General features: G+C 36.4%; 23 protein-coding genes and 1 pseudogene. 12 read left to right on the top strand and 12 right to left on the bottom strand.

The window, feature by feature from the left end; all coding sequences use genetic code 11:
* Positions 1-19 precede the first annotated feature (19 nt).
* The 8 genes from IPJ83_14725 to IPJ83_14690 all read left to right on the top strand — a co-directional run bounded on the left by IPJ83_14725 (position 20) and on the right by IPJ83_14690 (position 9,285).
* Entirely contained in the window at positions 20-457 is a 438-nt protein-coding gene (locus tag IPJ83_14725; GenBank protein MBK7881795.1) for a hypothetical protein, read from the top strand.
* Between the two features lie 75 nt (positions 458-532).
* On the top strand, positions 533-2,305 hold the full coding sequence (locus IPJ83_14720; protein ID MBK7881794.1) for a T9SS type A sorting domain-containing protein: 1,773 nt from the start codon (positions 533-535) through the stop codon (positions 2,303-2,305).
* Positions 2,306-2,460: 155 nt separating this feature from the next.
* A complete protein-coding gene (locus IPJ83_14715; GenBank protein ID MBK7881793.1) occupies positions 2,461-2,814 on the top strand; it encodes a T9SS type A sorting domain-containing protein in 354 nt (117 codons plus the stop codon).
* 67 nt (positions 2,815-2,881) lie between these two features.
* On the top strand, positions 2,882-4,627 hold the full coding sequence (locus IPJ83_14710; protein ID MBK7881792.1) for a T9SS type A sorting domain-containing protein: 1,746 nt from the start codon (positions 2,882-2,884) through the stop codon (positions 4,625-4,627).
* A gap of 75 nt (positions 4,628-4,702) precedes the next feature.
* The gene (locus IPJ83_14705) at positions 4,703-5,137 is read left to right on the top strand and encodes a T9SS type A sorting domain-containing protein (protein MBK7881791.1); all 435 of its coding nucleotides are present in this window, start codon (positions 4,703-4,705) and stop codon (positions 5,135-5,137) included.
* Positions 5,138-5,204: 67 nt separating this feature from the next.
* Positions 5,205-6,959, top strand: coding sequence for a T9SS type A sorting domain-containing protein (locus IPJ83_14700; GenBank protein ID MBK7881790.1), 1,755 nt, complete (start codon positions 5,205-5,207; stop codon positions 6,957-6,959).
* A 75-nt stretch (positions 6,960-7,034) separates the two neighbouring features.
* Entirely contained in the window at positions 7,035-7,469 is a 435-nt protein-coding gene (locus IPJ83_14695) for a T9SS type A sorting domain-containing protein (protein MBK7881789.1), read from the top strand.
* Between the two features lie 70 nt (positions 7,470-7,539).
* A complete protein-coding gene (locus IPJ83_14690; GenBank protein ID MBK7881788.1) occupies positions 7,540-9,285 on the top strand; it encodes a T9SS type A sorting domain-containing protein in 1,746 nt (581 codons plus the stop codon).
* 74 nt (positions 9,286-9,359) lie between these two features.
* Here the strand turns inward: IPJ83_14690 and IPJ83_14685 are convergent, their stop codons facing one another.
* The 6 genes and pseudogenes from IPJ83_14685 to IPJ83_14660 form a co-directional block, all read right to left on the bottom strand.
* Positions 9,360-9,878, bottom strand: coding sequence for a hypothetical protein (locus tag IPJ83_14685; GenBank protein MBK7881787.1), 519 nt, complete (start codon positions 9,876-9,878; stop codon positions 9,360-9,362).
* A 37-nt stretch (positions 9,879-9,915) separates the two neighbouring features.
* The gene (locus IPJ83_14680; GenBank protein ID MBK7881786.1) at positions 9,916-11,085 is read right to left on the bottom strand and encodes a DUF3179 domain-containing protein; all 1,170 of its coding nucleotides are present in this window, start codon (positions 11,083-11,085) and stop codon (positions 9,916-9,918) included.
* Between the two features lie 170 nt (positions 11,086-11,255).
* Positions 11,256-11,426: pseudogene (locus tag IPJ83_14675) on the bottom strand (carboxymuconolactone decarboxylase).
* Between the two features lie 270 nt (positions 11,427-11,696).
* Positions 11,697-12,173, bottom strand: coding sequence for a hypothetical protein (locus tag IPJ83_14670; GenBank protein ID MBK7881785.1), 477 nt, complete (start codon positions 12,171-12,173; stop codon positions 11,697-11,699).
* A gap of 107 nt (positions 12,174-12,280) precedes the next feature.
* On the bottom strand, positions 12,281-13,681 hold the full coding sequence (locus IPJ83_14665) for a vanadium-dependent haloperoxidase (GenBank protein MBK7881784.1): 1,401 nt from the start codon (positions 13,679-13,681) through the stop codon (positions 12,281-12,283).
* A 304-nt stretch (positions 13,682-13,985) separates the two neighbouring features.
* Positions 13,986-15,464 (bottom strand): vanadium-dependent haloperoxidase, encoded by a 1,479-nt coding sequence (locus tag IPJ83_14660; GenBank protein MBK7881783.1) that lies wholly within the window; start codon positions 15,462-15,464, stop codon positions 13,986-13,988.
* 265 nt (positions 15,465-15,729) lie between these two features.
* Here IPJ83_14660 and IPJ83_14655 point away from each other — a divergent pair, with 265 nt between their 5' ends.
* From IPJ83_14655 to IPJ83_14645, 3 genes are read left to right on the top strand one after another with little or no spacing between them, the layout of a single operon-like run.
* Positions 15,730-16,419 carry a response regulator transcription factor gene (locus IPJ83_14655; GenBank protein ID MBK7881782.1) on the top strand — a complete coding sequence of 230 codons (690 nt, stop codon included), beginning with the start codon at positions 15,730-15,732 and terminating at the stop codon, positions 16,417-16,419.
* 2 nt (positions 16,420-16,421) lie between these two features.
* Positions 16,422-17,798 carry a hypothetical protein gene (locus tag IPJ83_14650; protein ID MBK7881781.1) on the top strand — a complete coding sequence of 459 codons (1,377 nt, stop codon included), beginning with the start codon at positions 16,422-16,424 and terminating at the stop codon, positions 17,796-17,798.
* A 4-nt stretch (positions 17,799-17,802) separates the two neighbouring features.
* Positions 17,803-19,146: a vanadium-dependent haloperoxidase gene (locus IPJ83_14645; GenBank protein ID MBK7881780.1), complete on the top strand. Its 1,344-nt coding sequence runs from the start codon at positions 17,803-17,805 to the stop codon at positions 19,144-19,146.
* 92 nt (positions 19,147-19,238) lie between these two features.
* Here the strand turns inward: IPJ83_14645 and IPJ83_14640 are convergent, their stop codons facing one another.
* The 4 genes from IPJ83_14640 to IPJ83_14625 all read right to left on the bottom strand — a co-directional run bounded on the left by IPJ83_14640 (position 19,239) and on the right by IPJ83_14625 (position 23,107).
* Positions 19,239-20,654, bottom strand: coding sequence for a hypothetical protein (locus IPJ83_14640; protein MBK7881779.1), 1,416 nt, complete (start codon positions 20,652-20,654; stop codon positions 19,239-19,241).
* A gap of 12 nt (positions 20,655-20,666) precedes the next feature.
* Complete coding sequence (locus IPJ83_14635) at positions 20,667-22,145, bottom strand: glycosyltransferase (protein ID MBK7881778.1); 1,479 nt, start codon at positions 22,143-22,145, stop codon at positions 20,667-20,669.
* An 86-nt stretch (positions 22,146-22,231) separates the two neighbouring features.
* Positions 22,232-22,921 (bottom strand): glycosyltransferase family 2 protein, encoded by a 690-nt coding sequence (locus IPJ83_14630; protein ID MBK7881777.1) that lies wholly within the window; start codon positions 22,919-22,921, stop codon positions 22,232-22,234.
* 30 nt (positions 22,922-22,951) lie between these two features.
* Positions 22,952-23,107, bottom strand: coding sequence for a hypothetical protein (locus IPJ83_14625; protein ID MBK7881776.1), 156 nt, complete (start codon positions 23,105-23,107; stop codon positions 22,952-22,954).
* 68 nt (positions 23,108-23,175) lie between these two features.
* Between IPJ83_14625 and IPJ83_14620 the strand changes: the two genes are divergently transcribed.
* Positions 23,176-24,675 (top strand): hypothetical protein, encoded by a 1,500-nt coding sequence (locus IPJ83_14620; GenBank protein MBK7881775.1) that lies wholly within the window; start codon positions 23,176-23,178, stop codon positions 24,673-24,675.
* 76 nt (positions 24,676-24,751) lie between these two features.
* On the opposite strand, the gene IPJ83_14615 is transcribed toward IPJ83_14620, so the two are convergent.
* Together IPJ83_14615 and IPJ83_14610 are read right to left on the bottom strand one after the other, a co-directional pair.
* Positions 24,752-26,041 carry an MFS transporter gene (locus IPJ83_14615; protein MBK7881774.1) on the bottom strand — a complete coding sequence of 430 codons (1,290 nt, stop codon included), beginning with the start codon at positions 26,039-26,041 and terminating at the stop codon, positions 24,752-24,754.
* Between the two features lie 153 nt (positions 26,042-26,194).
* A complete protein-coding gene (locus IPJ83_14610) occupies positions 26,195-26,500 on the bottom strand; it encodes a hypothetical protein (protein MBK7881773.1) in 306 nt (101 codons plus the stop codon).

Below are 26,500 nucleotides of genomic sequence, written 5' to 3'. Positions count from 1 at the left end.
ATAAGAAAAATCATAGGCTATGGTTCAATCAAAAAGTTTAAGTAAAGACTTAAATCAATTAGGGGGATTAGAAGCATTTTGTAAAGGCAATATTCAGATTTTGACTAGTTCAAATTCTTATGATGAACAAAGTAGGTACATTTCATTATTCAATTGCAACGAAGAAGAATATGGAGGTCAACAGCAAGGGCTTAAGCAATTCCAGCCTGTTAATGGTTATCCTAATCCGACAGATGGGGTCTTTTTATTCAATACTGGCTTCGTTACTGATTTGGTAGAATGTCCTATTTCCTTTAGCATTTATGATAGTTATAGCAATAAACATCAGTTGAAAATTGTTCAAGTTCAAGATGATCTTTACAAACTTCAAGTCGATCGCTTATTGCCTGGGTTATACTTTATTGATTGCCTACAAGGAAAAGAAAGGAAGCTTATAAAGTTTCAAGTCATAAGATAACTTTTTGAATTATATTAACAGAAAGATTTGCTACTTTTAGCAAATCTTTCTGTTAATTTTTTAATATATTAGATTATGAAAAAAATTTGGATCTATTATATCCTAATTATATCGGGTTTGCCTTTTGTATTAGATGCACAGAAATTTGATTGGGTTAAACATATTTTAAAGACTGATGCCCTAATACAAGTGGTTAATTCCGATGCAGATTCAGAGGATAATTTAATTTGTTTGGCCTACTTTTTCTCAGATCCACCAATTTATCCCAATGTAGACTTATGTTCAAAATACTTTAATCCAGCAAACAATGAATTTCCGGTTGGCAGCATGATGTATAAACTAGACAAAAATGGAAATTGTGTGTGGACTCATCAATTATCAACTGCAGAAGGTGCCACAGATGGAATTTCAAGTCTCGAAATAGATCAAGAAGATAATTGGTATTTTGTATCATCGTTTAGTGGAATAATCGAGCTTTCTCCTGGAATATTTATTGATTCCGGATCTCCTCAACATACCCAAATTGTAGTTTCTAAATATAATAAGGATGGTAAATTGTTTTGGTATAAAATTTTAAAAGTTAGAGATCCTACAAAAGCTGCTCCCTATACAGGTATACATACAGACAGATTTGGAAATATATTTCTTCTAGTGGATCATTCCTTTGAACCGCTTATTTATAATGAAGTCCCTATACTTTATAATAATATAAATTTAAAATATAATTCCACTATTATAAAGTTAGATAAAAATGGTGAACTTGTATGGACAAAACCTATGCAGTCGCCTAATGGAGGAGTTAAATTATACAATATTAAAAGCGACTATGAAGGAAATGTTGTGGCAGTAGGAAATATTACTGGAAAATTCTTTCAAGTTGATCAAAAAACTTATTATAATACTAATCAGAGCTCTAATTCATTTGCAGATGCTTTTGTTTTCAAATTATCAAGTAACGGTGAGGTTTTATGGTTAAAGGGATATGGTGTTAGTCATACTCAAGATTATTTAGGGGGATTGGAAATTGATAGAATGAAAAATATATATTTGTGCGGAGTTTCCATGAATATAGGTCCGTATAATATTTTAGACAGCTTGTTTAATATTCCAAATTTAAATGAACCAAGCTATATTGCAATGCTGGACTCAAATGGTAACAGAAAATGGATTAAAGCTTTTGATATTGGCATTGCAAATAATTTTGGAAACTTTAGTGGTATGACAAAAGAAAATAAGTTAATTACTACATGGAGTTTAACCAAGGATTCATTTGTTATAGATGATCTTGTGATATATAGAAAAGGGAAAGGGGCCATTAATCAATATGATATGGTTTACCTAATCACAAATCTATCAGGTAAGATTGAAAATGTATATTGTTGGGGAGGAAATGATTTTGATAGAATACTTGATGTTAGCATTCAATCTGACCTTGGTGTAATTATTTCTGGACAGTTTAGTTCTGATACATTGTCTCTTGGGGAACATTCACTTTACAAATTCATTAATAAACCAACATGCAATCCTACTGCTGATGGATTCATAGCCCGTATCAGTCCTGATGGGATGGTGGGATCTAAAGATCAGAGAAACCAAGCGCGTAGCTTAATTTATATCCACCCTAACCCCGCCAGAGATTTAATACAGATTCGTTTTGATGATGATCTGAGTGCTGATGGCATTGTAGAGATATTGACAACTACTGGCACTGTTATGAAGTCATTAATCATTAGTGAAGGATCTACATCTGCTATTGTTGATATGCACGAATGGCCTGCCGGAGTTTATTTCGTAAGGTATCGAGATATAGAAGGAAGGAGCAGTGTGGAGCGGGTGGTGGTGGAGTAAAGGACGCATAGTGTTATTTTTACATTATAGATATTTGGAATTTTCTGTATTTTTAAAAAAGAAAAATCATAGACTATGGTTCAATCAAAAGTTTAAGTAAAGACTTAAATCAATTAGGGGGATTAAAAGCATTTTGTAAAGGCAATATTCAGATTTTGACTAGTTCAAATTCTTATGAAGAACAAAGTAGGTACATTCCATTATTCAATTGCAACGAAGAAGAATTTGGAGGACAACAGCAAGGGCTTAAGCAATTCATTCCTTCATACATATATCCAAATCCAACCAATGGCATGGTTTTGATTGAAAGTATTAATAACACTGATCTTATCCAATCAGTTAGGATCTCAGATCTTTATGGAAGGCATCAGAGTTACATAACTCATTTCAGAAAACAAGGCACTGTCAGTGTTGATTTTTCTGGCTTTTCTTCAGGAATATATATCGTCGAATTGCTAGATATTAAAGGGAAAACACTTTCCACTCAACACCTCATCATTCATAAATAAATTCATAAGGCCCATCCATTATTAAGACTGATGGGTGGGCCAAATTTTCTATTTAAAAAGATAGATCATGCGATTCTTTATTTTTACTCTTCTTTGTTCATACTCTTTGATTCATGCACAGATTCCAAAATTTGATTGGATAATTTCTGAAGGGCATAATAGCAGTATAGGAAGTTACGGACTAACAACAGATTCATTTTCAAACACCATAGTAGCTATTAGTTACTTAATTTCACCGATTGAACTGTGTGGAAATAAATATATCTCAAATACTGAAAATACCTACATTGAGTTTTTAGTCAAGTATAACTCAAAAGGTCAATGTATATGGCAACATAAATTCATAGATAATTTTACAGGAGTTTTGGATGCAGGTTTATTTTTATCTACTGATTTGCAAGGAAATATTCTAATTGCCGGAGCCCATCGAGGGAAAGTTTGGCTTGATTCAGAACATTATATACAATCACCGGATGGTATAGGAGAAGCATTTGTTGCCAAACTTGATCCAAATGGAAAATTACTTTGGCATAGAATATTGAAAAATGAAAAAGGAAAATTAGGAAATGTTTCAACAATTGATGTGACAAATGATTCTGATGGAAATGTATATCTTTCATCTTACCATGCCACGGATCATTTGATTTTAGACAGCTTAAAGATTGAATATAAATCTTTGAAAGGTTACTACAAAACAACTTTGTTTAAATTTGATCCAAATGGAAACTTAAAGTGGTATAAAAAAATGGAGAGTTATGGAAGTATTTTTCAAAAAGTTGCAATTAACAGCTTGGAAGATGTTATATTGGTTGGTTCATTTAGGGGCAAAGAATTAATTGTCGATCAATTTGTTTTAGCAAATCGTGACACGCTCACACCTGATTTAACTTCTGAAGGTGTTTTGTTGGTTTTAAACCGTGATGGAAATGTAAAGTATATGAAATCCATAGGTGGATTTGCTACTGATTTTATTGACCAATTGGCAATTGACGATCAAGGTAATATATTTATCGGAGGATCTAGTGAAAGCAAGGAAATAGAAATATTTTCAAAGATGATTAAAAGCCTTCCAACAAGTCAATATGCTATCAATTTTCTAGCTAAGATAAATCCTATTTATGAGCTTGAATGGCTTTATGAAGATCATGTTCTTGGAATGTTTGGATTATACTATATTATACTTGACCAAAAACAAGAGCTATGGACTGCCTGGGAGCTTAATAGAGATACAATATATCTTAAAGGATTGCCTTATGTCAGTCCTGGTAATTCATCACCTGATCTACTTTTCATTCGATTTAATAATAATGGCAATATGGAACAAGTTTTTCAACTTCAAGGAAAGGGTAGAGAAAGTTCTGGATGTGTAGATTGTACAGGTCTTCATCCCGATGGAGGTATAGTAATTGGTGGAAAATTTACTTCAGACACTTTATATTTCGGGGACTATGCATTACCCACAGTCGCCAGAAAAAAAATAGGTGACCAATACACATCTTCAGCTTTCATTGCTCGTATTTCACCTGATGGGATGGTGGGATCTAAGGATGTGAGTAAACAAGAGAGTAGTTTGATTTCTATCCACCCCAACCCCGCCAGAGATTTAATACAGATTCGTTTTGATGATGATCTGAGTGCTGATGGCATTGTAGAGATATTGACAACTACTGGCACTGTTATGAAGTCATTAATCATTAGTGAAGGATCTACATCTGCTATTGTTGATATGCACGAATGGCCTGCCGGAGTTTACTTTGTGAGATATCGAGATAATGAGGGAAGGAGTAGTGTGGAGCGGGTGGTGGTGGAGTAAAGGACGCATAGTGTTATTTTTACATTATAGATATTTGGAATTTTCTGTATTTTTAAAAAAGAAAAATCAAAGACTATGGTTCAATCAAAAAGTTTAATTAGAGACTTAAATCAATTAGAGGGATTAGAAGCATTTTGTAAAGGCAATATTCAGATTTTGCCTAGTTCAAATTCTTATGATGAACAAGGTAAGCACATTCCAATATTCAATTGTGAAGAAGAAGAATTTGGAGGCCATCAGCTAGGACTAAAGCAATTCATTCCTGCTGGCATTTATCCGAATCCATCTACAGGGATTGTTTTGATTGATAGTGATATAAATGCTGAAATCATTCAAAATGTGAGGATCTCAGATCTATATGGCCGCCATCAGATTCACCGGCCAATATTAAATAAACATGGATCTATAGGTTTAGATTTCTCTTCATTATCTTCCGGAATATATATCGTCGAATTGCTTGATGTAAAAGGAAAAACCATTTCCACTCAACGACTTATGATCCATAGATAAATTACTAAGGCCTACCCATTAATAATTCTTGTGGGTGGGCCTTATTTTTTAATTAAATTGACTTATCATGCGCATTATTATTTTTGTTTTTTTGTATTTAAATTCTTTACTTCAAGCTCAGATTCCAAAGTTTGATTGGATTATTGCTGAAGGAAATATGAGTAATATTGGTTTTTATTTAGTTACAACAGATGTGTTAGGTAACACCATTGCTTCTATTGAATACACTCTGTCACCCTTCAATTTATGCAATGATTTATTTAATTTTAATACTGAATACACAGCAGTCTTTTTTTTAATAAAATATAATTCTAAAGGACAATGTATTTGGAAACATCAATTAACTGATAATTTAACAGGAGTCATTGATCTCGGATTATTTTTATCTACAGACAGACAGGGAAATATTTTAATCAGCGGAGCTCATCGTGGTAAAGTATGGCTGGACTCTGATCATTTTATACAATCACCTGATGGTGTGAGAGAAGCTTTCGTTGCAAAACTTGATTTGAATGGAAAGCTGCTTTGGCATAAAATTTTTAAATTAGAGAATGGAAAAGCAGGAGATGTAGCAGTGGATGGATTGCAGGCAGATCAGGAAGGAAATATTTATTTGACCTCTTCCCATAGTTTGAGCAGGTTGTTTTTTGAAGATTTACCTATTGAATACAATTCTAATTGGGGAGGTTCAAAAACTACCCTATTTAAGTTAAGCCCTGATGGTAATCTGTTATGGCATAAAAAATTTGAAGCTTACTTTAGCAGTTTTCAAGAGATTCAAATAAATAGTAAGAATCAAGTAGTTTTAGCAGGTTCATTTTCAGGATCAGACCTTACAGTTGATAGTAATGTAATAGAAAACAGGAATATCGCAAAGCCAGAGGAATCTTCAGATGCTGTGTTGACCGTTTTAGACCAGAATGGAGATGTGGTCTATTTACAGTCTATAGGAGGTGAGGGCAGTGATTATTTAATGACTTTAGAGATTGACATTGAGGACAATATATATGTTGGTGGCACAAGTTTTCTAAGTGAAGAGATTGAAATCCTTTCAGGCAGAGTAAAGAGGTTAAAGGCTAATCGTGAATGGAATAATTATTTAGCAAAAATTAAACCTAATTATGAGCTTGAGTGGTTATTTGATGACCAGCAAGTGTTTGGACATTTTGGAATTTATAATATTTTATTGAACAAGAATCAAGACTTATGGGTGAGTTGTAAGCTGGAGCCGGATACGTTTTATTTTAATAACATTCCTTATTTCTGCTCCTCAAATTCTTCTCCTGATATTTTGTACCTGCGTTTGGACACAAAAGGAGAAATTAGACAAGTCTTTCACATACATGGTAAGGGACGCGATTATGGCAACTATGGTCATTGGTCTGGAGGCCTTCATTCTGATGGAGGTCTTGTTATCAGTGGAACATTTACTTCAGATACACTGTATTTCGGAAACTATGCATTACCCACAGTAGCCAGAAAACAAATTGGAGACCAATACACATCATCTGCCTTCATTGCCCGCATCTCTCCAGATGGGATGGTGGGATCTAAAGATCTGAGAAACCAAGAGCTTAGTTTGATTTCTATCCACCCCAACCCCGCCAGAGATTTAATACAGATTCGTTTTGATGATGATCTGAGTGCTGATGGCATTGTAGAGATATTGACAACTACTGGCACTGTTATGAAGTCATTAATCATTAGTGAAGGATCTACATCTGCTATTGTTGATATGCACGAATGGCCTGCGGGAGTTTATTTCGTAAGGTATCGTGATATGGAAGGTAGGAGCAGTGTGGAGCGAGTGGTGGTGGAGTAAAGGACGCATAGTGTTATTTTTACATTATAGATATTTGGAATTTTCTGTATTTTTAAAAAAGAAAAATCAAAGACTATGGTTCAATCAAAAAGTTTAAGTAAAGACTTAAATCAATTAGGGGGATTAGAAGCATTTTGTAAAGGCAATATTCAGATTTTGACTAGTTCAAATTCTTATGATGAACAAAGTAGGTACATTTCATTATTCAATTGCAACGAAGAAGAATTTGGAGGACAACAATCAGGACTTAAAAAATTCATTCCTGCTGGCATTTATCCGAATCCATCTACAGGGATTGTTTTGATTGATAGTGATATAAATGCTGAAATCATTCAAAATGTGAGGATCTCCGATCTTTATGGTCGCTATAAGGTTCACATAACTCAATTCAGCAAAGCAGGCTCTGTAATTGTAGATTTTTCTGGCTTTTCTCCGGAGATCTATATAGTCGAGTTGATTGGTGAAAATGGCAATACCCTTTCTTCACAACGATTGATTATTCACAAGTAAATTTTTATGGCCCATCCAAAAAGCTTTTCTGCCGGGTGGGCCAATTTTTTATCCATAATAAAATTTAATCATGAGATTACTTTTATTTACCTTTTGGTTTTCATTCTTTTTTATTCATGCACAGGTTCCTAAGTTTGATTGGATTATTGCAGAAGGGCATAGGAGTACTATTGGTTTTTTTGAAGTTACTACCGATGTATTTTCTAATACCATTGCAGCTATCAATTTTGAGATTTCTCCGTTCGACATTTGTAATGAGAATTACAATCTGAATACTGAATATACCGATATTCAATTTTTAGTTAAATATGATTCACATGGACAATGTGTTTGGAAGCATCAGTTCTCTGACAATTTTACTGGAGTATTAGATGATAGAATTTTCTTATCAAGTGATCCTTTGGGTAATATTATCATTAGTTCTTCATTTCGAGGAACCATCTGGCTTGATCCTGAACATTCGATTCAATCACCGGATGGTGTAGGAGAAGCATTTGTAGCCAAACTTAATAACAATGGAAAATTACTTTGGTATAGATTATTGAAAAATGAAAAGGGAAGCCTTGGAGATATAGGAGCAATAGGTGTAACAACCGATATAGAAAGTAATATTTATTTATCATCTTGGCATAATATAGGCCATTTATTATTGGACAGTATACGGATCGAGTACCAATCTTTGGTCGGCTCCTTTAAATCTACACTTTTTAAATTTGATGCCGATGGAAACTTAAAGTGGCATAAAAAAATGGAAAGTTATGGAAATATTTTTCGGAATGTAGTAATTAATAGCTTTCATCAAGTTATATTGGCTGGTTCTTTCAGCGGCAAAGAATTAAGTGTCGATCAATTTGTGTTAAGGAATCGTGATACGTTCAGGCCTGATTTAACATTTGATGCAGTTTTATTGGTATTAAATCCTGATGGAAATGTACAGTATATTAAATCCATAGGAGGAATTGAAACTGATTATATTGAACAATTGTCAATTGACAATCAAGGTAATATATTTATCGGAGGATCTAGTAGAAGCAAAGAAATAGAAATATTTTCAAAAAAGATTAAAAGTCTTCCAACCAGTCAAGATGCTATCAATTTTCTTGCTAAAATAAATCTTAATTATGAGCTTGAATGGCTTTATGAAGATCATGTTCTTGGAATGTTTGGATTAAACTATATTCTACTTAATCAAAAACAAGATTTATGGACAGCCTGGCAGCTTAATAGGGATACTATCTATCTTAAGGGAATTCCCTATGTCAGTCCTGGTAATTCATCACCTGATTTACTTTTCATTCGCTTTAAAAATAATGGCAATATTGAACAAGTTTTTCAACTGCAAGGTAAAGGTCGTGAGAACGCAGGTGGTTATGAATGTGGGGGTCTTCATCCCGATGGGAGTCTTGTGATCAGTGGTACGTTTACTTCGGATACTCTGTATTTCGGGGACTATGCCTTGCCTACAGTCGCAAGAAAACAAATAGGAGACCAATACACATCTTCAGCTTTCATTGCGCGCATCTCCCCTGATGGTATGGTGGGCGCTAAAGATATTTTAATCCATAACCAGGGACAATTCAGCATCCTCCCCAATCCTGCCCGTGACCAGCTCTTTATTAAATTTGATGAAGAGTGCAAGGCTCAGGGAATATTGGAGATCCTTAATTTAAGTGGTACATTGGTGCAAAGCAAGCATATAGCACAAGGAGCATTGGAAGTAAAGTTAGATATGCTGAATATGGCAACAGGGATTTATTTTTGTAGATTTCGTGATCAGATCGGCAATCATTTTATTGAAAAATTTGTGGTGGAATAAATTGGATTAATGTTATGTTTTAAAATTTAATTGCCATGACTTGATTATATCGTTGGTTTTTCAAAAGGATGTTTTTACTTTTCCGCAAATAAACATTTATAATTTAAAATAATCGGATTGAATTTCAGTATTCCGCCTATTTTTCCTACATCATTTCCAAATGTATCTGTTCTGATTTTAATTCGCTTAATTAATCCATGACCGTTTATCCACATAGGTTCTCTTGCACCAAAATTTAATCCGCCTGCATTTCCATTTATCTTATCCGTATCTAAAGTACAGCTTTCAAATTTTCGTAACATGGGGAAGACGAACATTTTTCTAAAATCTCCTTTTATAATTGTTCTGTCTGCTTCATTTTCAGAAAAAATTATATTCCCTGTAACATTTATGGTGTCTTCGATAATATGTACAGTTACTTCACACTTCCAGTCTCCTCTGCCATAGGTATCCGCATCCCCTTGAATCAATTTATCTGCTCTGATTTCTAAATCCGGTATGTTTATACTTAAGGATGACTGAGCAAAAAGACAAATGGTTTGACCAATGAAAAAAATCCATGTGCTTAATGTAATTTTTATTTTTATGTTCATTATGTACAGAAAGAAATCACGAAATAATTATGTTGTTTTAATCCTTTTGTATAAAAATGTCCGTGTTTGGTTGGAAGGTTTTCCAACTATGCCAATATTCCTGATAAGATTGTATGGCGGTTAAATCTTGCCCGGTGCTGTCCAGGCACTTTCCAAAAAAATCATACCGATGAATGTTGGTGTTAATGGTATCCTTTGTGAATTCAAAATGATTATCTATATTATTGACTTTGTATGCAGCAAAATTTTTACTTACTGGTGAGTAGATCAAAATGATGGGCATGTTGTTAAACTCGTCTCGGAGGATACCTTTTTTTACAAGTTCATTCCAGTCATAAGCTCTGGCGAATTTTCCGGATTTAATTCCGATCACCCAGGATTTATCTTTCCATGACAGACTATCTCTTTTGGTCAATTTACTTTTTCTCTTTCCGCTTTCATAATTACTCAAGCTGTCGTATTTGGATTGGAATGCATTGTCGCCTTGCATAATCATAGTGTGAGGATGTTTTTCAAGCCATTTTGATAAAGTCATTTGGGTAAATGGGAATTCTTCCAGTTGCATACCACTTAGTTTTCCTGCTACTGCTTCTCCGGTGGATTGTCGCCACCAGCTTCCGGTAGTTTCGTCTTCCAGCATGGCATTATAGTGGTCCATACCAACTAATCTGAATTTTTCATTTTTATTATTTATTTGCGTGCTATAGACACGACCTGTGCGGCATACAGTGCAATAAGTAATCATCATTTCTTTATCTCCGATGCTGTCGATGATATAATGGTGATAAGCGAGAAATTGCATAGGATAGGCTTTAGCCTCATTGCCATGTTCGACGCCAAGAATTATCCGATCTTCGTCCACTTTATTTTCTAATCTATTGGAAAATAAAAGTTGGTTTGGTTGTTTGAACATCATGTCCGCAGACATTTCAAAGTTGGTATAGTAGATAACGAATCCAAGAATACTCAAAAGCACTATTCCGGTTATTTTGTTGGATTGGAACATTTGGTAAGCACTTGCAAGCAAGAGTAATGTAAACAGAATTCGAAACCACCATCGATTGTTGGAAAGGAAATATGCCAATTGCAGATTGTTTAATTCTTGACTTCCGGGAAGTGGCATGATGAAATAGACATTTGCAATTTCAAAAAGTATCCAGACAATGCATGCGATGCAGAATATTTGTCTAGGATTCGGTAATTTCATGATTGGTTTTTATAAAGTTGGGTATAGAATGCTATATTGGAGAGGAGTAGACGTATCTGGTCTCATAAACGATCTTTAATGCCCACGTTTGAAACATTTCCGGATCATCCGGACATTCCGTTGCCAGGCCATCCACTTATCGGTTAAACATACAGGATGGGGCTAAAATTATTTTTTGACGAAACTAAAATGGCAATGAGTTCTCGTTCACCTTCAGATAAACTGGATGGCCCCCGTAGCAAAAGCTTTGTAAGCGCTCTGATCGGTTGGGCAGAATCCTGTCTGTATTCAAGAAGTCCAGTAATTCCAGGTAAATGTTCAGGCAATGGAAGATGAGGCATAATTATTATGAATTAATTAATGTGATCATCTTTATAGCACTGGTCAGTGAGCTAAAAGAAGTAATGTAATAAAATGTTGATGTTGGCTGGTCTCAGTAAAACTTAACGAAGTCCAAATGTAATGAGCAGCGTAAGAGGAAAGTTGTGTTTAGTGTGAATTGCTAAAAATGATGGATGAGCTCGATTAAATTCATGACGAGATCAATTCATTTGCGTAAGTAATTTATGTTTTTCAAAGTTGTATAATTTGACATACTTCACTATCGCATGTTATTTTCCTTCTATTGGAATAAATCGTACAAGGGTATCCTGGTTGAATATGGCTTTGTGTGTAATTTGATTGTTGGTGTCAAATTTATATTGTTCGCCTTGTATTTTTCCTTTATCGTATTGGCTGATCAATTGGAAAGATCCATTTTCAAAATAGCAAGTGTCCCAGTTTATTCTTTTTCCATCTTCATAGTATTGGACTTCCCGGATATTACCATTTGGGTAATAGTATTCGCTTTTTCCGGTTTGTTTGTCTTTTGCAAAGTACAGTTTTCCTTTTAGTTTGCCATCTGAATAATATACTTCACACAATCCCTCTTTTAACCCATTTTTGAGTTGGTATTTTTTCTCTATACCTCCGGATTCATTATATGTAATTAATTCGGTTGGTTGTTTTTTTTCAAAACCACATTGAAGGAATAAAAACAAACAGACAATTACTTTAAAAGGTGTGTTTACATTTTTTATTTTTTTCATTTTAAGATGCATTTATCTATGTTAAAATTCTTCGACAAGGTATAAAAAAACAAGCCACCGTTAAAACGGTGGCTTGATGATTATTTTATTGAATTTTACTGTATAATTTATCCTTTCCAAGGAATTCTTGAATTCATTTTACGTGCAATTTCAGTACCGAATCTTACACCTTCTTCACAATCCATTCTCCAGTGTACGCCAAGCGGAACTCTCGACCATGCATTCTCCTGAGCCATTTCAAAGAAACTTCCAAATGTGCGCGGTGTTCCATTAAACTCCGCTCTGCCTTGATGACAATAATCGGTCATACCATATGCATATCCAAAAATTGACCCCAATGCTTCTGCACCTGCTGCACCCATGGTAGAGTGACCGGAAGGATATGCAGGAAATGGTGGCGTAAATCCTACCCATTTGTTTTCTGCATAAATCAAGGATGACACCCAAGTCGGATCCATATATTTATTGATAAATGTCTGTGGTCTTTCTACATTGTAATAGTATTTGGAATACCAGCATGCTACCGCAGCTTCATGCAAAGCGATGCCCACCTTTGCACTCATGGCAATTGCGATTTCTAAATTACTGTTTTCATTTTTCAAAACCTGATCACCAATAGCAATCCATCTTGGGCCTGGAGAAAATGTCTGATTCAACAAATCATCGCTCCAGAATTCACCCACCCATTGGTCTTCTTCAGCTTCCAATGAATTGTTGCGGGTAATGACTTCGTAGGCTTGTCCGTAGTAAGGAGAGTTTTTATCTGTGCTATAAGGCAATGGTTTTCTGGACGTTTTTTCTGCATTCCCTTGCAATACAAAAGTTCTGCATCTTCCATAAACACCGCCCATTGGTTTGTTTGGTCCCGGAGGAGTAGGTTTCCAATCTCCTTCTTTTTTGTAATTCGCCTGCCAGTCATAACCCTGGAATGGGTCTTTGTAATGATTATACGCTACAAGATCTGTAGTAAACCATTTCCATACTGCTTCTCCCACTTCCTGACCTCTTTTTCTGGATCTTTCGATCACTTCATCAGAAGCCTCTTCACGATATTTTTTTAACAATCGTGCATCAAGGGTGGACATCCATCCTTTATGTTCCTGAGGCTGATCCACGAAAAATCTTGGCATCATGTTACCATATACAGCATTCACAACTGTTGGCCAATGATATTCCTTGCCGTCTTCAATTTTAGGGATGGTGATTTCCGGAAAGTGATTTTGAATGGATTTGTATTCTGAAAATCCTGGTGCTGTCGCCTCATAAACTGCAAAACCCATATATGCCAATGCAGTAGGGGCAGGTCCCGGACGGTAACCGGCAGCATAACGCTCGATTTTTAGAAATAATTCATTCCATTCGTATACAGCTTCATTAGGATAATCGCTTACCTTTTTGACAGATGTATCGTTTCCGTTGGTGTCGGTGTCATTTTTGCAACCATTGTTGACAAGGACCATCCCCAGCAACAATAAGAAAGTAGTTAATTTTGTTAATTTGGAAGTCATAATTGAAATTTTAAATTTGTCCATAGAAAATGATGAGACAAAATTACCTACAGCACTTAACTATCAGGTCTAAAGCGAATTAAAAAGTAATTAAAATTTGAATTGACTCAATGAATCATTATTGAACTTTATTTTAAGGTGTGTTTTTTAATATGTCATTAATCCCGGATTCGATTTTTTAATCCTAGCGAAGATTAATTTTCACCTCACAGGATTCATCTGTAAAACATTGATATAAAAAAAGGAAGCCTCTATCAGAGGCTTCCTTTTTTATTCTTAATTAAGTTTATTCTAAAATAAAAAATTACTTTTTCCAAGGCATGGCCGCGACTCTTGCCCCAATTTCCCTTCCAAGGCGAACGCCTTCCACACAATCAATTCTGATATGAACACCCAATGGAATTCTGGATAATGCATCCTCTAATCCGAGGTCACTGAAATTATAAAACGTCCTCGGTGTACCAATAAACTCAGATCTGTTTTCGTGACAACGGTCAGTCAGAGTGTAATGATCACCCCAGATTGCAGCTAAAGCAAAAGCACCACCACCACCGAAAGTAGAGTGACCGGAAGGGTAAGCAGGAAACGCCGGTGTAACACCTCTGGTTCCGGTGTAAGGGTGATCCAACTGAGATTCCCAGGTAGGATCTATCACGTCTTTAATAAAATGTTCAGGTCTTTCAGTATTGTAATGCCATTTGGAATTCCAACACACCACTGCACAATCATTTAAGGTAATACCCATCACTGCAGCAGCATAAACAGCTTCCTCAAGGGTAGATTTTTCATTTACAAATACCTGGTCCATGATGGCAACCATTCTTGGAGGAGGGGCAAAGGTTAATCCAAATAAATCATCTGACCAAAATTCAGCTATCCACTCATCTTCATAACTTGCTTTAGGCGTTGTAGCTGAATAAACTTCCAGATTGTTGGCATACCATTGTGAAGTTTTAGATTCGCTATAAGGCAAAGGAGGTCTGGAAATTTTTTGTGAATTGTTGGTTGCAAAAGTTCTCACTCTACCCCAAAATGGAAACATGCCACCATCCGGATTGTCGTTGGTAGGAGCCCATTTGCCGGGTATTCTTTTGCCATTGGCATCCAAACTGGCTTCTTTCCAATTGTGGTAAGGTGTCTTTAGTGGATCGTTATTGAGTGGATTCAGGTAGGCTTCATGGCCATAGGTATCTGTTTTTGACCATTCCCAAATGGCAGATGCTACTCTCTCTCCCCATTCTTTAGAGGCATTGTATTTAGAATTACCCGCCTCAGCTTTGTATTTACTTTCAAGGCTGATTCGCAAATCTTCAATTAACTTCAACCCAGCCTCAGTATTCGCAATGTGACTACCTCTTGCTGATTGAAAATAGCTTACTTTTTCAAATAACCTGCTCATCAGATAGGCATAGGCTGCATTGACTGCAGAAGGGTAGTGTATCTCATTTGCATTGGTCAATTCCGGAATATTTGACCCCTGGAAGCTTGGTAAATTTTTTAAGGAGTTAAAATTCGGCATACCGGGTACGCAAACTTCGTAAGCCGCAATCCCCAGGTAACCAAGCGCGCGTGGTCCTGGACCCGGTCTGAAGCCCATTGCGTCTTTATCCAAGGCAAGGAATAACTCATTCCATTCCCACACAACATTGTATGGATGGGATGAAACTAAATTTGTGTTTGAATTCCCATTACTGGTATCATTGTCCTTCTTACAACCATTGGTAAACAAGGCCATCCCGAACACAAAAATCAGGGCAGTGATTTTGTTAATTCTGTAAAGCATAATTTTGATTTGATAGTTAAAATAGGCTAAATCCGGGCAAAAGTAGACTTTAGGGGCTTGAAAGTTTGAAAATTTAGCTTAAAAAGTTATTAAAATTTAAACCAAATAGTTATTGAACAGTTAGAGTGGAAATTTTAAATAACTGAAAATCAATTCTTTAATTTTAGCGGAGTTTGTTCTTAAAAATCCAAGTAGGGTGATTAAGTTAAACTTCCCATTGTTTTTAGTATTTTTGACCATTCCTTATATTTTAATTTTGACCACAATGCTTAAAGTTCTTCTGATAGAAGATGAAGTGAAGTTATTGCAGTCCCTTAAGCAAGGTCTGGAAGAAAATCATATTGAAGTGGAGACTGCCAGAGACGGAGAATTAGGCATTGCGCTATTGGAAAAAAACGATTACCATGTCGTGGTATCCGACGTTCTGATGCCCGGAATTTCAGGAATTCAGGTTTTAAAAAAGCTGCGGGAAAGTGGCAAGCACACCCCCTTTATTTTTCTATCTGCACTAAATCATACGGATGATAAAATCGAAGGATTGGAGGCTGGTGCTGACGATTATCTGCCAAAGCCTTTTGAATTTAAGGAGTTGCTTTTACGCATAAAGGCATTGGCCAGACGTCCTGCGGAGATCAAACAAACCACAGGGGATGTGCTTGCTTTCGGTGATATAGAACTGCGTTATAAAACCAAAGAAGCATACAGAAAATCAGCCAACCACAGAATACCATTAACTCCTAAGGAGTTTGCTTTGATAGAATATTTTTTATTGAATCCGGAAAGAGTGATTTCTAAAAATGAGTTGTCCGAAAAGGTTTGGAATATGGATTTTGACACAGGAACCAATATTGTAGAGGTGTATGTCAATTTTTTAAGAAAGAAGATTGACAGGAATGATCAACAAAAGTTGATCCACACTGTTTTTAAGACCGGGTATATTCTAAAGTCGGAATAAACATGCAAATCAGAACCAGGTTAACCTTTCAATTTATACTTCTCGCGGCAGGTATACTTGGTTTTTCGTTAATGTTCTTTTACTCCAAGTACAGCCAGTTGGTCGTGAAGGAACATTTTTACTCCTTGAAATCCAGATCTGCTAATATTGCGGAACGCATTTTAAAGGATTATAACCCAGCTACCCCTAGTCAACTCAAACAGAAAGACAGTTTTGCTCTGGTGGTGAATTCCAATGTAGAAATATATAACAGTAAATTCCAAAAAGTTTTTGCGTTAAATTCAGGTGGGATAAACCTTGATTCAGATGAAATGGTATCTCTGATGGAAGATAAGGAGATTTGTTCTACCGATAAATTTGACATTAATAAGATAGGCTATACATTTCTTTCTGCAGATGGGGACAAATTTTATGTCATTGCCCAGAAGAAAATGAATATGGAAGATTTAATCAGTATTCAATATATCCTTTGGTTGACTATGTTGATAGGCCTTTTGATTGCTGCCGTTGGCGGGTGGTGGTATACCAAGCAGGCTTTAAGTCCTGTTAAAACGGTCGTTGACCAGGTAGAATCAATGTTGCCTTCCAATCTGAATGTAAGAATTGTAAACAGTGGATCCAAAGATGAAATCAATCATTTGATTTTGACATTTAATCGGTTGCTGGATAGAATAGAAGAAGCATTTGCCATGCAAAAGAATTTCATTTCTAATGTTTCTCATGAGTTAAAAAACCCAATTTCTGTAATTACCTCACAATTGGAAGTGTTGTTGCAGCAGAAGAGCAGGACGGAAGACGAATACAAACGCTCTGTTCAGTCTGTATTGGAGGATTCTTACCGTTTATCAGACATTACAGATAATCTTTTACAGATGGCCAGACTTCATTCAGAACAGGGCTCCGTAAATTTTTCAACTGTCAGAATTGATGATTTGCTCTTAGAGTCCAGAAATCTTTTGCTTAAATCCAATTCTGATTATAAGATTGACATTGATATTGTAGGGGATCCTCTTTCTGAAGAGGACTTTTGCGTAAGTGGTAATAAATCTTTACTTAGGTCTGCATTCATGAATATCATGGATAATTGTTGTAAATATTCTCAGGATAAGTATGTAGATGTTAAAATATATTTTGAAAAAAATGGCCACAGAAGATTAGAAATGGCAGACGATGGACCGGGGATCAAAACGGAAGACATCCCACTTGTGTTTAAACCATTTTACCGTGATCCAAAGTCCAAACATAAAAAAGGTTCCGGAATTGGTTTGTCCCTGGTAGACTCCGTTATGAAAATTCATCAATTCTCCATTGACATTGATTCTAAAAAAGGTCAAGGGACAATCTTTAAAGTTCAGTTTCCACTATACTCTCCAAACTAGTATTATGAAAATGTGTTTAAATAATATTTCCATCTTAAAATACTTTTTGGTACTGTCCATGATGTTGACTTTTTATTCATGCGGCAACCAAAAAAACCTGGACGTTTCCAGAAAAGAAATCATCAGAGATTGGAATACATTGTTGACGGAATTGGAGCGATTTACACCCGGATATCGAGGTCCTGTCAGCGCAAGAATGTTTGCTTATGTAGAGTTAGGGGCTTATTTATCTTCCATTGGAGAATGCGATTTTCTAAATACCTCTGATTTTTTAAATAATTTGGAATTGTATCATGGGGTGGAAGAAAAAGGGATAGAGCCTGGCATTGCCATAAATAGTTGTTTTGCAGATTTGGCAGAAATGTTTTTTCCGACGGTATCAGAAGATTTTAAAGCAAGGGTAAGCCAACTTAACCAAAAATGTAAAAATAAATTTATTAACAGGCTAAGTCCCGAAGCGTTCAACAGATCATTACTATACGGTAAAGAAGTTGCGCATAAAATTTGGGAATATTCCAAGACTGATAAGGTTGGTCACGATGGATTTTTGTTTAATTATGACAACTTTTATATTCCTCCTGCTTGTAAAGGTTGTTGGCAACAGATTGGCGAAAGACCAATGCCGGCATTGTTACCACACTGGGGCAAAATCAGAACCTTTCTGATTAAGCCCGGAGACATTGCAATTAATCCACCAATACCTTTCGACACTACCGTTTTTTCTGACTATTTCAAGCAAGCTCAGGAATTGGTTTATGTCAGCGAGAATAATTCTAAGGAGGATAAATGGATTGCAGAATTTTGGAGTGATGACAAAGCCGGATTGACCATGACTCCTGTGGGTAGATGGTTTTCCATTGCAAGCCAGGCTTCTGCAAAATCTAATCTGAGTTTTAGAAAAGTACTTGAATTAAATATGGTATTGGGATTGGCGATGAATGATGCCAGTGCGATCACCTGGGCAGCAAAGTATCATTACAATGTGCAAAGACCCGAAGCATTCATTCAGAAATACATCCAACCCACATGGGTTTCTATGATTCCTGCGCCATCATTTCCAGCGTATCCTTCCGGACACTCGGTTTTTGGAGCTACTGCCGCCGTAATTTTAGAAAATTATTTTGGCAGCAATTTCAATTTAACGGACAATTCCCATGAAGGAAGGAAAGAGTTCTTAGGCAAACCAAGAACATTTAACTCCTTTTTTGAAATGGCCAATGAAAATGCCAGATCGCGAATGCATTTAGGGGTTCATTTTAGAATGGACTGCGAAGAGGGAATGAGACTTGGTACCAGAATAGGAAAAGTATATACCGGTAAAAAAGGATTCCTTAGTATAAATGGTTAAGTCATATCCACCAAGCTAGTGCTTGATTTCCATTTTATTTGTTTAGTAAATCCATTCAACACCTTCTCTATCCTTTTCGTTGGAAATTATTCTCAAAAGACAGTTTTTATGTTCAAGAACTTTTTATTTGGATAAGCTATAGTGTAACATAGCACCACGCATAAAACAGAATATTCCAGAATCTTTACCAAATTAAAATAACCATCATAGGATTTATCATAATGGATATAACTGAGCATTATTAATCCCGTCCAGACTATGGAAATTAGCGGATAACTAAATATGCCAAGAAAAAGCAACGTAGCCAGATACCACGGATGAACAGTAGAACTCAGCAATAAATATAAAAAGAGTATCCACCATGCCAGTTTGAAATTGAATTTTTCATCCATCAAAGAATTTGAATTGGGGACAACACCAGAAAATGATCCTGAGGTTTTAAATTGTTTAACAAAATAAAATCCAATGATCAAAGTATACAACCCCATAAATATTCCACCGGTAATCATTCCTGTTTTCGATTTCAGCACCCAAAGGTTGTGTTGAATGAAATATTGCTCCAGTGTACCATAGATTAAAGAATTAAACTCAAATTGTCGGAGGTACAACAGATATCCTTTCAGATGGGATATATCGTGGATAAAATAAAATTGAGCTGCAATACATAAAACCACCACGATGAAGATGAAGATCAGGATATGCTTTATCGATTTAAAGGACAAGAACAATGGAGCCAGGAACGCGGTAATGATTTTGGAAAGGATGGATAGACTGAGCATTATACCGCTATGCACATATTTATTTTCTAAAATATACAAAATGGCCCAAGCTAAAAATATAACCAGCCAGAGTTCGAAATGCAGATTGCCTGAAAGTTCAGTAATGATTAATGGATTCAGAAAATAAACCAAAACCAGACCAAGTGGTAAATTTAATTTTCGGGTAAGATTATTCGAAACATAAAGTAGAAGGAGATCACCGATAAAAAAAAATAATTTCAATACTAGGCTAAATAGAAATAGATTTTTGCCACTCATCAAAACTCCAAGGTAGAATAACAGTTGGCTATATCCCGGATAAACTGTGTGGTAATCCGGTGAGTTGAGATTTGGAAAAACGATATACAGTGATTTTTTAAGTGCTGGATCCAGCGATGTATTAAGGATTTCTGCAGGAGTATAACTGAAAGGATTTATACCATGGAATAAAAGAGTTCCATCCCACCAATATCTGTACACATCATCTGAAAGATGCGGAAAAGTAAATAGGCAAAACACCCGAAGGAGTAATCCAATTTTAATTAAAAAGTAGATGCTGCCGGAGTTTAGTGGCTTTCTGATCAAAAGCATATAACTGCCAAATGCCAGAACATAAGGTATCAAAATGGAGATAAAGTCCTTTTGATCAGAAATAAAAAACAAGAAGACCTGAGATGCAAAAAAAACACCCAACCACAGATAGCCAAACCTACCTTTCAGCAGGTTATACTCCTCTGCAGGCCTTGACATAAAAAATGTTTTTTACTTGGTGCTCAGATGGCGCATGGAATAGAAAAAATTTATGCCAAAACCTACCATCAACATGATGTGAAACATAATGAAGGAGTAATATTCAATCACCAGTCCAAGTCCTATGGCAAAAGCAAAATATGCGAATATGATAGCTTCCGCCCAAGTTTTCCAATCAATTTTTTGAATGATGTATTGGTTTTTGCTAAAAGATTCTGTGCTCTTGATGATGCTGAATTTTGGTGTACGTACAAAGCTGGATTTCTTTCCACGGAAACCTTGAATTACGGCTATGCTGTTGTGAAAACTAAGTCCCATGGAGACAGCCATGAAAACAGGAAATAATATGGCAAAATTCAACAACCTTTTTCCAAGAGGTTGGTCCTGCCAGCAGGTAACTACATTAGCTTCATAAAAAATGGACATCATGGAAATAGTACCTAACAAACAAAATCCAAGGAAGGTAGCTTTCATACCCATATCATCCATTGCATAAAGGACCGGAACACTGATCAATGCAACCCAGAATATTACGAGAAAAATACTGCTGCCCAATAAGTGCATGGCAGCGTAAAATTTTGTCTTTAGTGGTAAATCTGCTTTTAAGATTGTAGGCAAAAGTTTTTTGGAATTTTCTGCACCTCCTTTCATCCAGCGAAATTGCTGAGATTTGTAGCCATAAATTTCAACCGGTAATTCTGCCGGGCAGGTAATATCCTCCACAAATTTAATCTTCCAACCCTTGATTTGTGCTCTGTAGCTAAGGTCTAGATCTTCAGTCAGGGTATCGGAATGCCAACCTCCAGCGTCTTCTATGGCAGCCTTACGCCAAATACCAGCAGTACCATTAAATTGTAGAAAATGATCTGCTTCACATCTGCCTGCCTGTTCTACCGTAAAGTGTACATTGAGCTGGAATGCCTGCAATCTGGTCAATAGGGAATAATCTTCATTCAGGTGAGCCCATCTGCTTTGTACTACAGCTATACGTTCATGGCTAAAATGGGGTAATGCTCTTTTTAAAAAATCCGGGTTGGGTAAAAAGTCTGCGTCAAAAATTGCAACAAACTCGCCTTTCGCAGATTTCATTCCTTCCTTTAAAGCTCCAGCTTTGTAACCTTGGCGGTTGGTTCTGTGAATGTGTTCAATGTCAAATCCCTGACTTTTATAGAATGCCACCTTGGATTGTGCATGTCCTACAGTTTCATCTGTAGAATCATCCAATACCTGGATGTGCATTTTTTCAATTGGGTAATCCAACTTGGTGATGTTATCCAACAACCGATCCACCACATACAGCTCATTAAAGATAGGAAGCTGAATGGTCACCATCGGATGTTCATCCTCAGCAGTGAGTGAAGGAACGATAACTTTGTTTTTCTTTTGCTTCCTGTATGCCTTTAAAAGGCTTAATTGAAGAAGACAGAAAAATGTCATATACAACAAGCAAGCCGTATATAGAATGATTAAAAAGACATGTAGTTGGTTCATACTGACAAAAATACCCATAATGTCCCAATCAAATTCCCTGCAACCAGGAGATTAGCATATCATTCACAAGATTTAATAAATGTTAATTATAGTAATTTAAAAATGGTGTAAATTATCTTGTAGCCAGCCAAAATACTCCCTTTAACGGTGCCGGATACTTTTGATTTACCAATACGGTTTTTGTAGTTAACCGGAATTTCCGTGGCACTTATTTTCAACTTAGCCGCACGGATTTGCATCTCTACGGTCCAGCCAAAATTCCGGTCTTTCATGCCAAGTTCTAGTAAGGTCTTGAATCTGATCGCCCTGAACGGTCCCAGGTCGGTAAACTGGTAGCCGTAGATTAATCGGATCAAAAGGGTTGCCAACGCATTGCCAAACCGCTGGACAAAAGTTAAAGAGCCGCGATCTGCATTTCCCAAGACCCGGGACCCAATAACCAGATCTGCTTTGCCTTCCAGGATAGGTCTGACGAGTTCAGGGATTTCTTCTGGAAAATCAGAATAATCGGCATCGATAAACACCACGATATCCGGTTGTTTGTCAATAGGCAAGTCTTTAAGATATGCAATCCCTTTAAGGCAAGCAGCGCCATAACCCCGCTCAGGCTCATGGATCACCAATGCGCCCATGGATCGGGCAATTTCAGCAGTTCGGTCGAAGCTGCCATTGTCACAGACGATAAAATGTCTTATTAAACCTTTAGGGATGTCCCGAATTACACTCGCGATTGCCTTCTCTTCATTGAGTGCAGGCGTAATGACATCAATGATCATTACAAAATAAAAAACCTTATTTTAAAAGGTCTAAAGGGCATTTAATGCCTTAGTAAGGTAGGTCAATACAAATGGTAGAGGTACCCAAAACCAGGCAGGTGCAGCATATAGAAGTCCGCACATAACACAAAGGGATACCAGGAAAATTAGCCAGTCGTTTCGTTTGGATTCTTTTCTTTCTGACATGAGATAAATTTTGGCAAAAATAGTATATTTTTTAAGAATATCTTCGTTTAGCTTCTCTAAGTCGACTGATGAAAAAAAATAATTTTATTTGGCTCTTGCAAAGTCTTTCTGTCTGGTTCATTCTTTTGAATGGGGCCTGTCAGAAGGAACAGTTTACCTCAGATCCTGCTAAATTGCCAGCATTTTCAACGGATACACTTTCGTTTGACACCGTTTTTACAACTTTGGGTTCAGCCACGCTTTATTTTAAAATTTATAACCCGCATGAAGAATTTTTGAGGATTCGTTCGATTCGTCTTGCCGGCGGAGCGCAATCCCATTTCAGGATAAACCTCGATGGCATTCCTGGAAATGAATTTAAGGAAATTGAAATAAGACCAAAAGACAGTTTGTACATTTTTTGTGAAGTCACCATTAACCCGGTTGATCCTCTGGAAGTGAGTCCTTTTATCATCCAGGATTCCATTTTATTTCTTACCAATACGGTGACTCAACGCGTGCTCTTGGAAGCAAGGGGACAAAATGCCAATTACTTTCCGGACAAATCCAATAAAGGCCAAGTTAGTTTATTGGATCTTCAAGGGGGGACACTTCGATTGGCTGACCCTAAACCTTACATTTTTTATGGCATCGTGGTCGTGGACAATGGTACTCTGGTTATTGATCCTGGAACCAATCTTCATTTTTTTGGTGGCATAACGCTCGCAAAAGATGCTGAAGGAAATCGTTTTTACTATAATGATGGGAGGCTCATCATTGGGAGCAATGCAAACATTCAGGTGAATGGTACTTTAGAAAAACCTGTGATTTTCAGAGGCGTTCGTCTGGAACCTTCTTATCAGGATATTCCGGGTCAGTGGTCCGGTCTGTTTATCGATAAATATTCGACGGGTAATGAAATTCGTTTTGCAGAAATAAGAAATAATTTGATTGGCCTTTACCTGGATTCACTTTCAGAATGTCTTGTGGATAAATGTAAATTTTCCTTCAATTCTTATCAGGGAATTTCCTGCTATGCTGCGCAACTGAAACTTTTTAATTCCCTTTTTCACAACCAGGGACAACAATCTTTATTGATTCAGAATGGCGGAATTTATGAAATAGTGTACAGCACTTTTGCCAATTTAGGAAATTCTGAATCTGCTGTTCTGTTGAGCAATAATTACTGCACAAATTCGCCGTTTTGCACCATGTACAATAAACATCCGCTGAAAGCAAGTTTTACCAACTGTCTGATTACAGGAACTGCAGGCGATGAATTCTGGATGAGAAAAGATGTGGATGAACAAGTGGGGTTTGAGGTAAACTTAGATCATTGTTTGCTTAAAGTAAATGAGCTGATCAATAAAGATTACTTTCCTGATTTTAAGCAGAAGTATGGGCTGAATTGCTATTACAAAAATGATTTGGACAATCTGTTTAAAAATATTTCTAAAGACGATTACACATTGGATAGTCTCTCCTTTGCCGATAAAAAAGCACTTCCACTTGGATTACACCCAACTGATATCAAGAACCTGATCAGGGATGCACAATTTCCGGACCTTGGTTGTTATGAATTGAATTGAAACGCTAACTTATCCTCAATAAGGTAGATAACGAATTGAATATGTGAGTGTTCATTCTTAATTTTTACTTCATCATTCATTCCGATGCAAGATGTTCTTTTTTTACTTTTCCGATCAACACAAATCCCAGGATAAAAAACATAATGAGGCTTAATACACTGTAGCGCATGCTTCCGGAAATTTGTTCGATCAATCCAAATAATAATGTACCACTTACAATGGAGATATAATAAACCACATCATAAAAGCTAAAGAAACAGGTTATGTCTCTGTGGTCGTGTGGAAGTAATTTTGAGTAGGTAGATCTGGAGATTGCTTGAATTCCGCCAATAACCATCCCTACCATTCCTGCAATAAAATAAAAGTGAATTTTGGTATGGATAAAATAACAGGCAATACAGATAATTACCCAGATAAAAAGCATCCATTTCATACTCACCAGATTGTTGGTAAGCTTGGATACATGTGCAAAAATATAGGCACCTCCAATGGCAACAATTTGCAAAAGTAAAATTACAATGATGAGTTCCGAAGATTCAAAGCCAAGTTCTTTTTGTGCAAACGGTGATGCAAGATATACTACAGTCTGTACTCCGGCACTGTAACAAAAAAATGATGCCAGATAGTAAAATACCGATGGTTGTAGTTGAATTTGTTTCCATGCTTTTTGCAACTCATGGAGTCCTTCGGAAAGTAGAAATTTCTTACTGGCAACCGATTTATCTTTTGGTAACCAGGCAAAGGATAATTGACTAAAACCAAGCCACCATGCACCTACTGCAAAGAATGCCATTCTCACAGGAACATGATTTTTTACCATTTCCTCAGTAAATCCAAACCATTCCGGTTTTTGAATCATTAAAATGTTGGAGATTAGAAGGATGACACTGCCAACATATCCGAAAGCATAACCTCTTGCACTTAACTTATCCGATCGTTTTGGTGGCACAAGTTCCGACAGATAGGAGTCATAAAATACCAACGATCCGGCGTGACAGGTCGCAGCACCCATGAATGCAAGTAACCCGATCCATAAGTGGTCCATTCCATCAAAGAAAAACAGCATCATACAACACAGGCTACCCAATGTGGTAAAAATGCGCATAAACAATTTTCTATGTCCCCCATAATCAGCAATCCCGGACAACACAGGGGAAAGAAAGCAGACCACCAAATAGGCAAAAGCTACTGCAAAAGAATATACTGCGGAGTTGCTTAAATTAAAACCCATAAATGGGATTTTTTCATCCGTCATAGCGATGAAAAAGGTGGGAAAAATCGCAGTGGAAATGACAAGAGAATAGGAGGAATTTGCCCAGTCAAATATTACCCAACCGAGTTCGGCTTTTTTGCTTGCTTGTGACATGTTTCGTTTTGTAGGGTACAAGATTACAAAAAAACCAAGGAAGCGATGATTCTTTTTGCCAAAAATAAAGTAAAGGTCAGCAAAGAGTCTTCAGCTTGACCGCGCAATAGCAAGTTCAAATAAATACAAACATCTTGTTAGGAGTGAATGGATTTAGTTGGTAACAAAAAAGTTAAAGGTAATAATCACTGCTATTAGAAAAATACCTATCAACGAACAAATAAAAATATTGTTGGCAATATTTTCAAGGCGATTTTCCAATGCGGCATTTTGAGTTTTAATGGACAAAAATGAAAATACGGCAGAAAAGGTCAACATCAGCGTAATAACACAAGTGAACTCATCAAATAAATATCCACGCCCATTATTATTTAAATGAACAGAGGTAATGATGATCAGACAAAATCCGATCAGATTGGTGGTCGAGCCAAGTATGTGTTGAGAAGTATTGTTGGGCAT

Source organism: Candidatus Vicinibacter proximus, assembly GCA_016713905.1.
GTDB lineage: Bacteria > Bacteroidota > Bacteroidia > Chitinophagales > Saprospiraceae > Vicinibacter > Vicinibacter proximus.
The sequence above is the reverse complement of the archived record's forward strand: the minus strand, read 5'-3'. Positions and strand labels throughout refer to the sequence as shown.

Bases quoted from the DNA above. Each gene is read 5' to 3' on its own strand.
- IPJ83_14725 (MBK7881795.1), top strand. From the start codon at position 20: ATGGTTCAATCAAAAAGTTTAAGTAAAGACTTAAATCAATTAGGGGGA.
- IPJ83_14720 (MBK7881794.1), top strand. From the start codon at position 533: ATGAAAAAAATTTGGATCTATTATATCCTAATTATATCGGGTTTGCCT.
- IPJ83_14710 (MBK7881792.1), top strand. From the start codon at position 2,882: ATGCGATTCTTTATTTTTACTCTTCTTTGTTCATACTCTTTGATTCAT.
- IPJ83_14705 (MBK7881791.1), top strand. From the start codon at position 4,703: ATGGTTCAATCAAAAAGTTTAATTAGAGACTTAAATCAATTAGAGGGA.
- IPJ83_14700 (MBK7881790.1), top strand. From the start codon at position 5,205: ATGCGCATTATTATTTTTGTTTTTTTGTATTTAAATTCTTTACTTCAA.
- IPJ83_14695 (MBK7881789.1), top strand. From the start codon at position 7,035: ATGGTTCAATCAAAAAGTTTAAGTAAAGACTTAAATCAATTAGGGGGA.
- IPJ83_14690 (MBK7881788.1), top strand. From the start codon at position 7,540: ATGAGATTACTTTTATTTACCTTTTGGTTTTCATTCTTTTTTATTCAT.
- IPJ83_14685 (MBK7881787.1), bottom strand. From the start codon at position 9,878: ATGAACATAAAAATAAAAATTACATTAAGCACATGGATTTTTTTCATT.
- IPJ83_14680 (MBK7881786.1), bottom strand. From the start codon at position 11,085: ATGAAATTACCGAATCCTAGACAAATATTCTGCATCGCATGCATTGTC.
- IPJ83_14670 (MBK7881785.1), bottom strand. From the start codon at position 12,173: ATGAAAAAAATAAAAAATGTAAACACACCTTTTAAAGTAATTGTCTGT.
- IPJ83_14665 (MBK7881784.1), bottom strand. From the start codon at position 13,681: ATGACTTCCAAATTAACAAAATTAACTACTTTCTTATTGTTGCTGGGG.
- IPJ83_14660 (MBK7881783.1), bottom strand. From the start codon at position 15,464: ATGCTTTACAGAATTAACAAAATCACTGCCCTGATTTTTGTGTTCGGG.
- IPJ83_14655 (MBK7881782.1), top strand. From the start codon at position 15,730: ATGCTTAAAGTTCTTCTGATAGAAGATGAAGTGAAGTTATTGCAGTCC.
- IPJ83_14650 (MBK7881781.1), top strand. From the start codon at position 16,422: ATGCAAATCAGAACCAGGTTAACCTTTCAATTTATACTTCTCGCGGCA.
- IPJ83_14645 (MBK7881780.1), top strand. From the start codon at position 17,803: ATGAAAATGTGTTTAAATAATATTTCCATCTTAAAATACTTTTTGGTA.
- IPJ83_14640 (MBK7881779.1), bottom strand. From the start codon at position 20,654: ATGTCAAGGCCTGCAGAGGAGTATAACCTGCTGAAAGGTAGGTTTGGC.
- IPJ83_14635 (MBK7881778.1), bottom strand. From the start codon at position 22,145: ATGAACCAACTACATGTCTTTTTAATCATTCTATATACGGCTTGCTTG.
- IPJ83_14630 (MBK7881777.1), bottom strand. From the start codon at position 22,921: ATGATCATTGATGTCATTACGCCTGCACTCAATGAAGAGAAGGCAATC.
- IPJ83_14625 (MBK7881776.1), bottom strand. From the start codon at position 23,107: ATGTCAGAAAGAAAAGAATCCAAACGAAACGACTGGCTAATTTTCCTG.
- IPJ83_14620 (MBK7881775.1), top strand. From the start codon at position 23,176: ATGAAAAAAAATAATTTTATTTGGCTCTTGCAAAGTCTTTCTGTCTGG.
- IPJ83_14615 (MBK7881774.1), bottom strand. From the start codon at position 26,041: ATGTCACAAGCAAGCAAAAAAGCCGAACTCGGTTGGGTAATATTTGAC.
- IPJ83_14610 (MBK7881773.1), bottom strand. From the start codon at position 26,500: ATGCCCAACAATACTTCTCAACACATACTTGGCTCGACCACCAATCTG.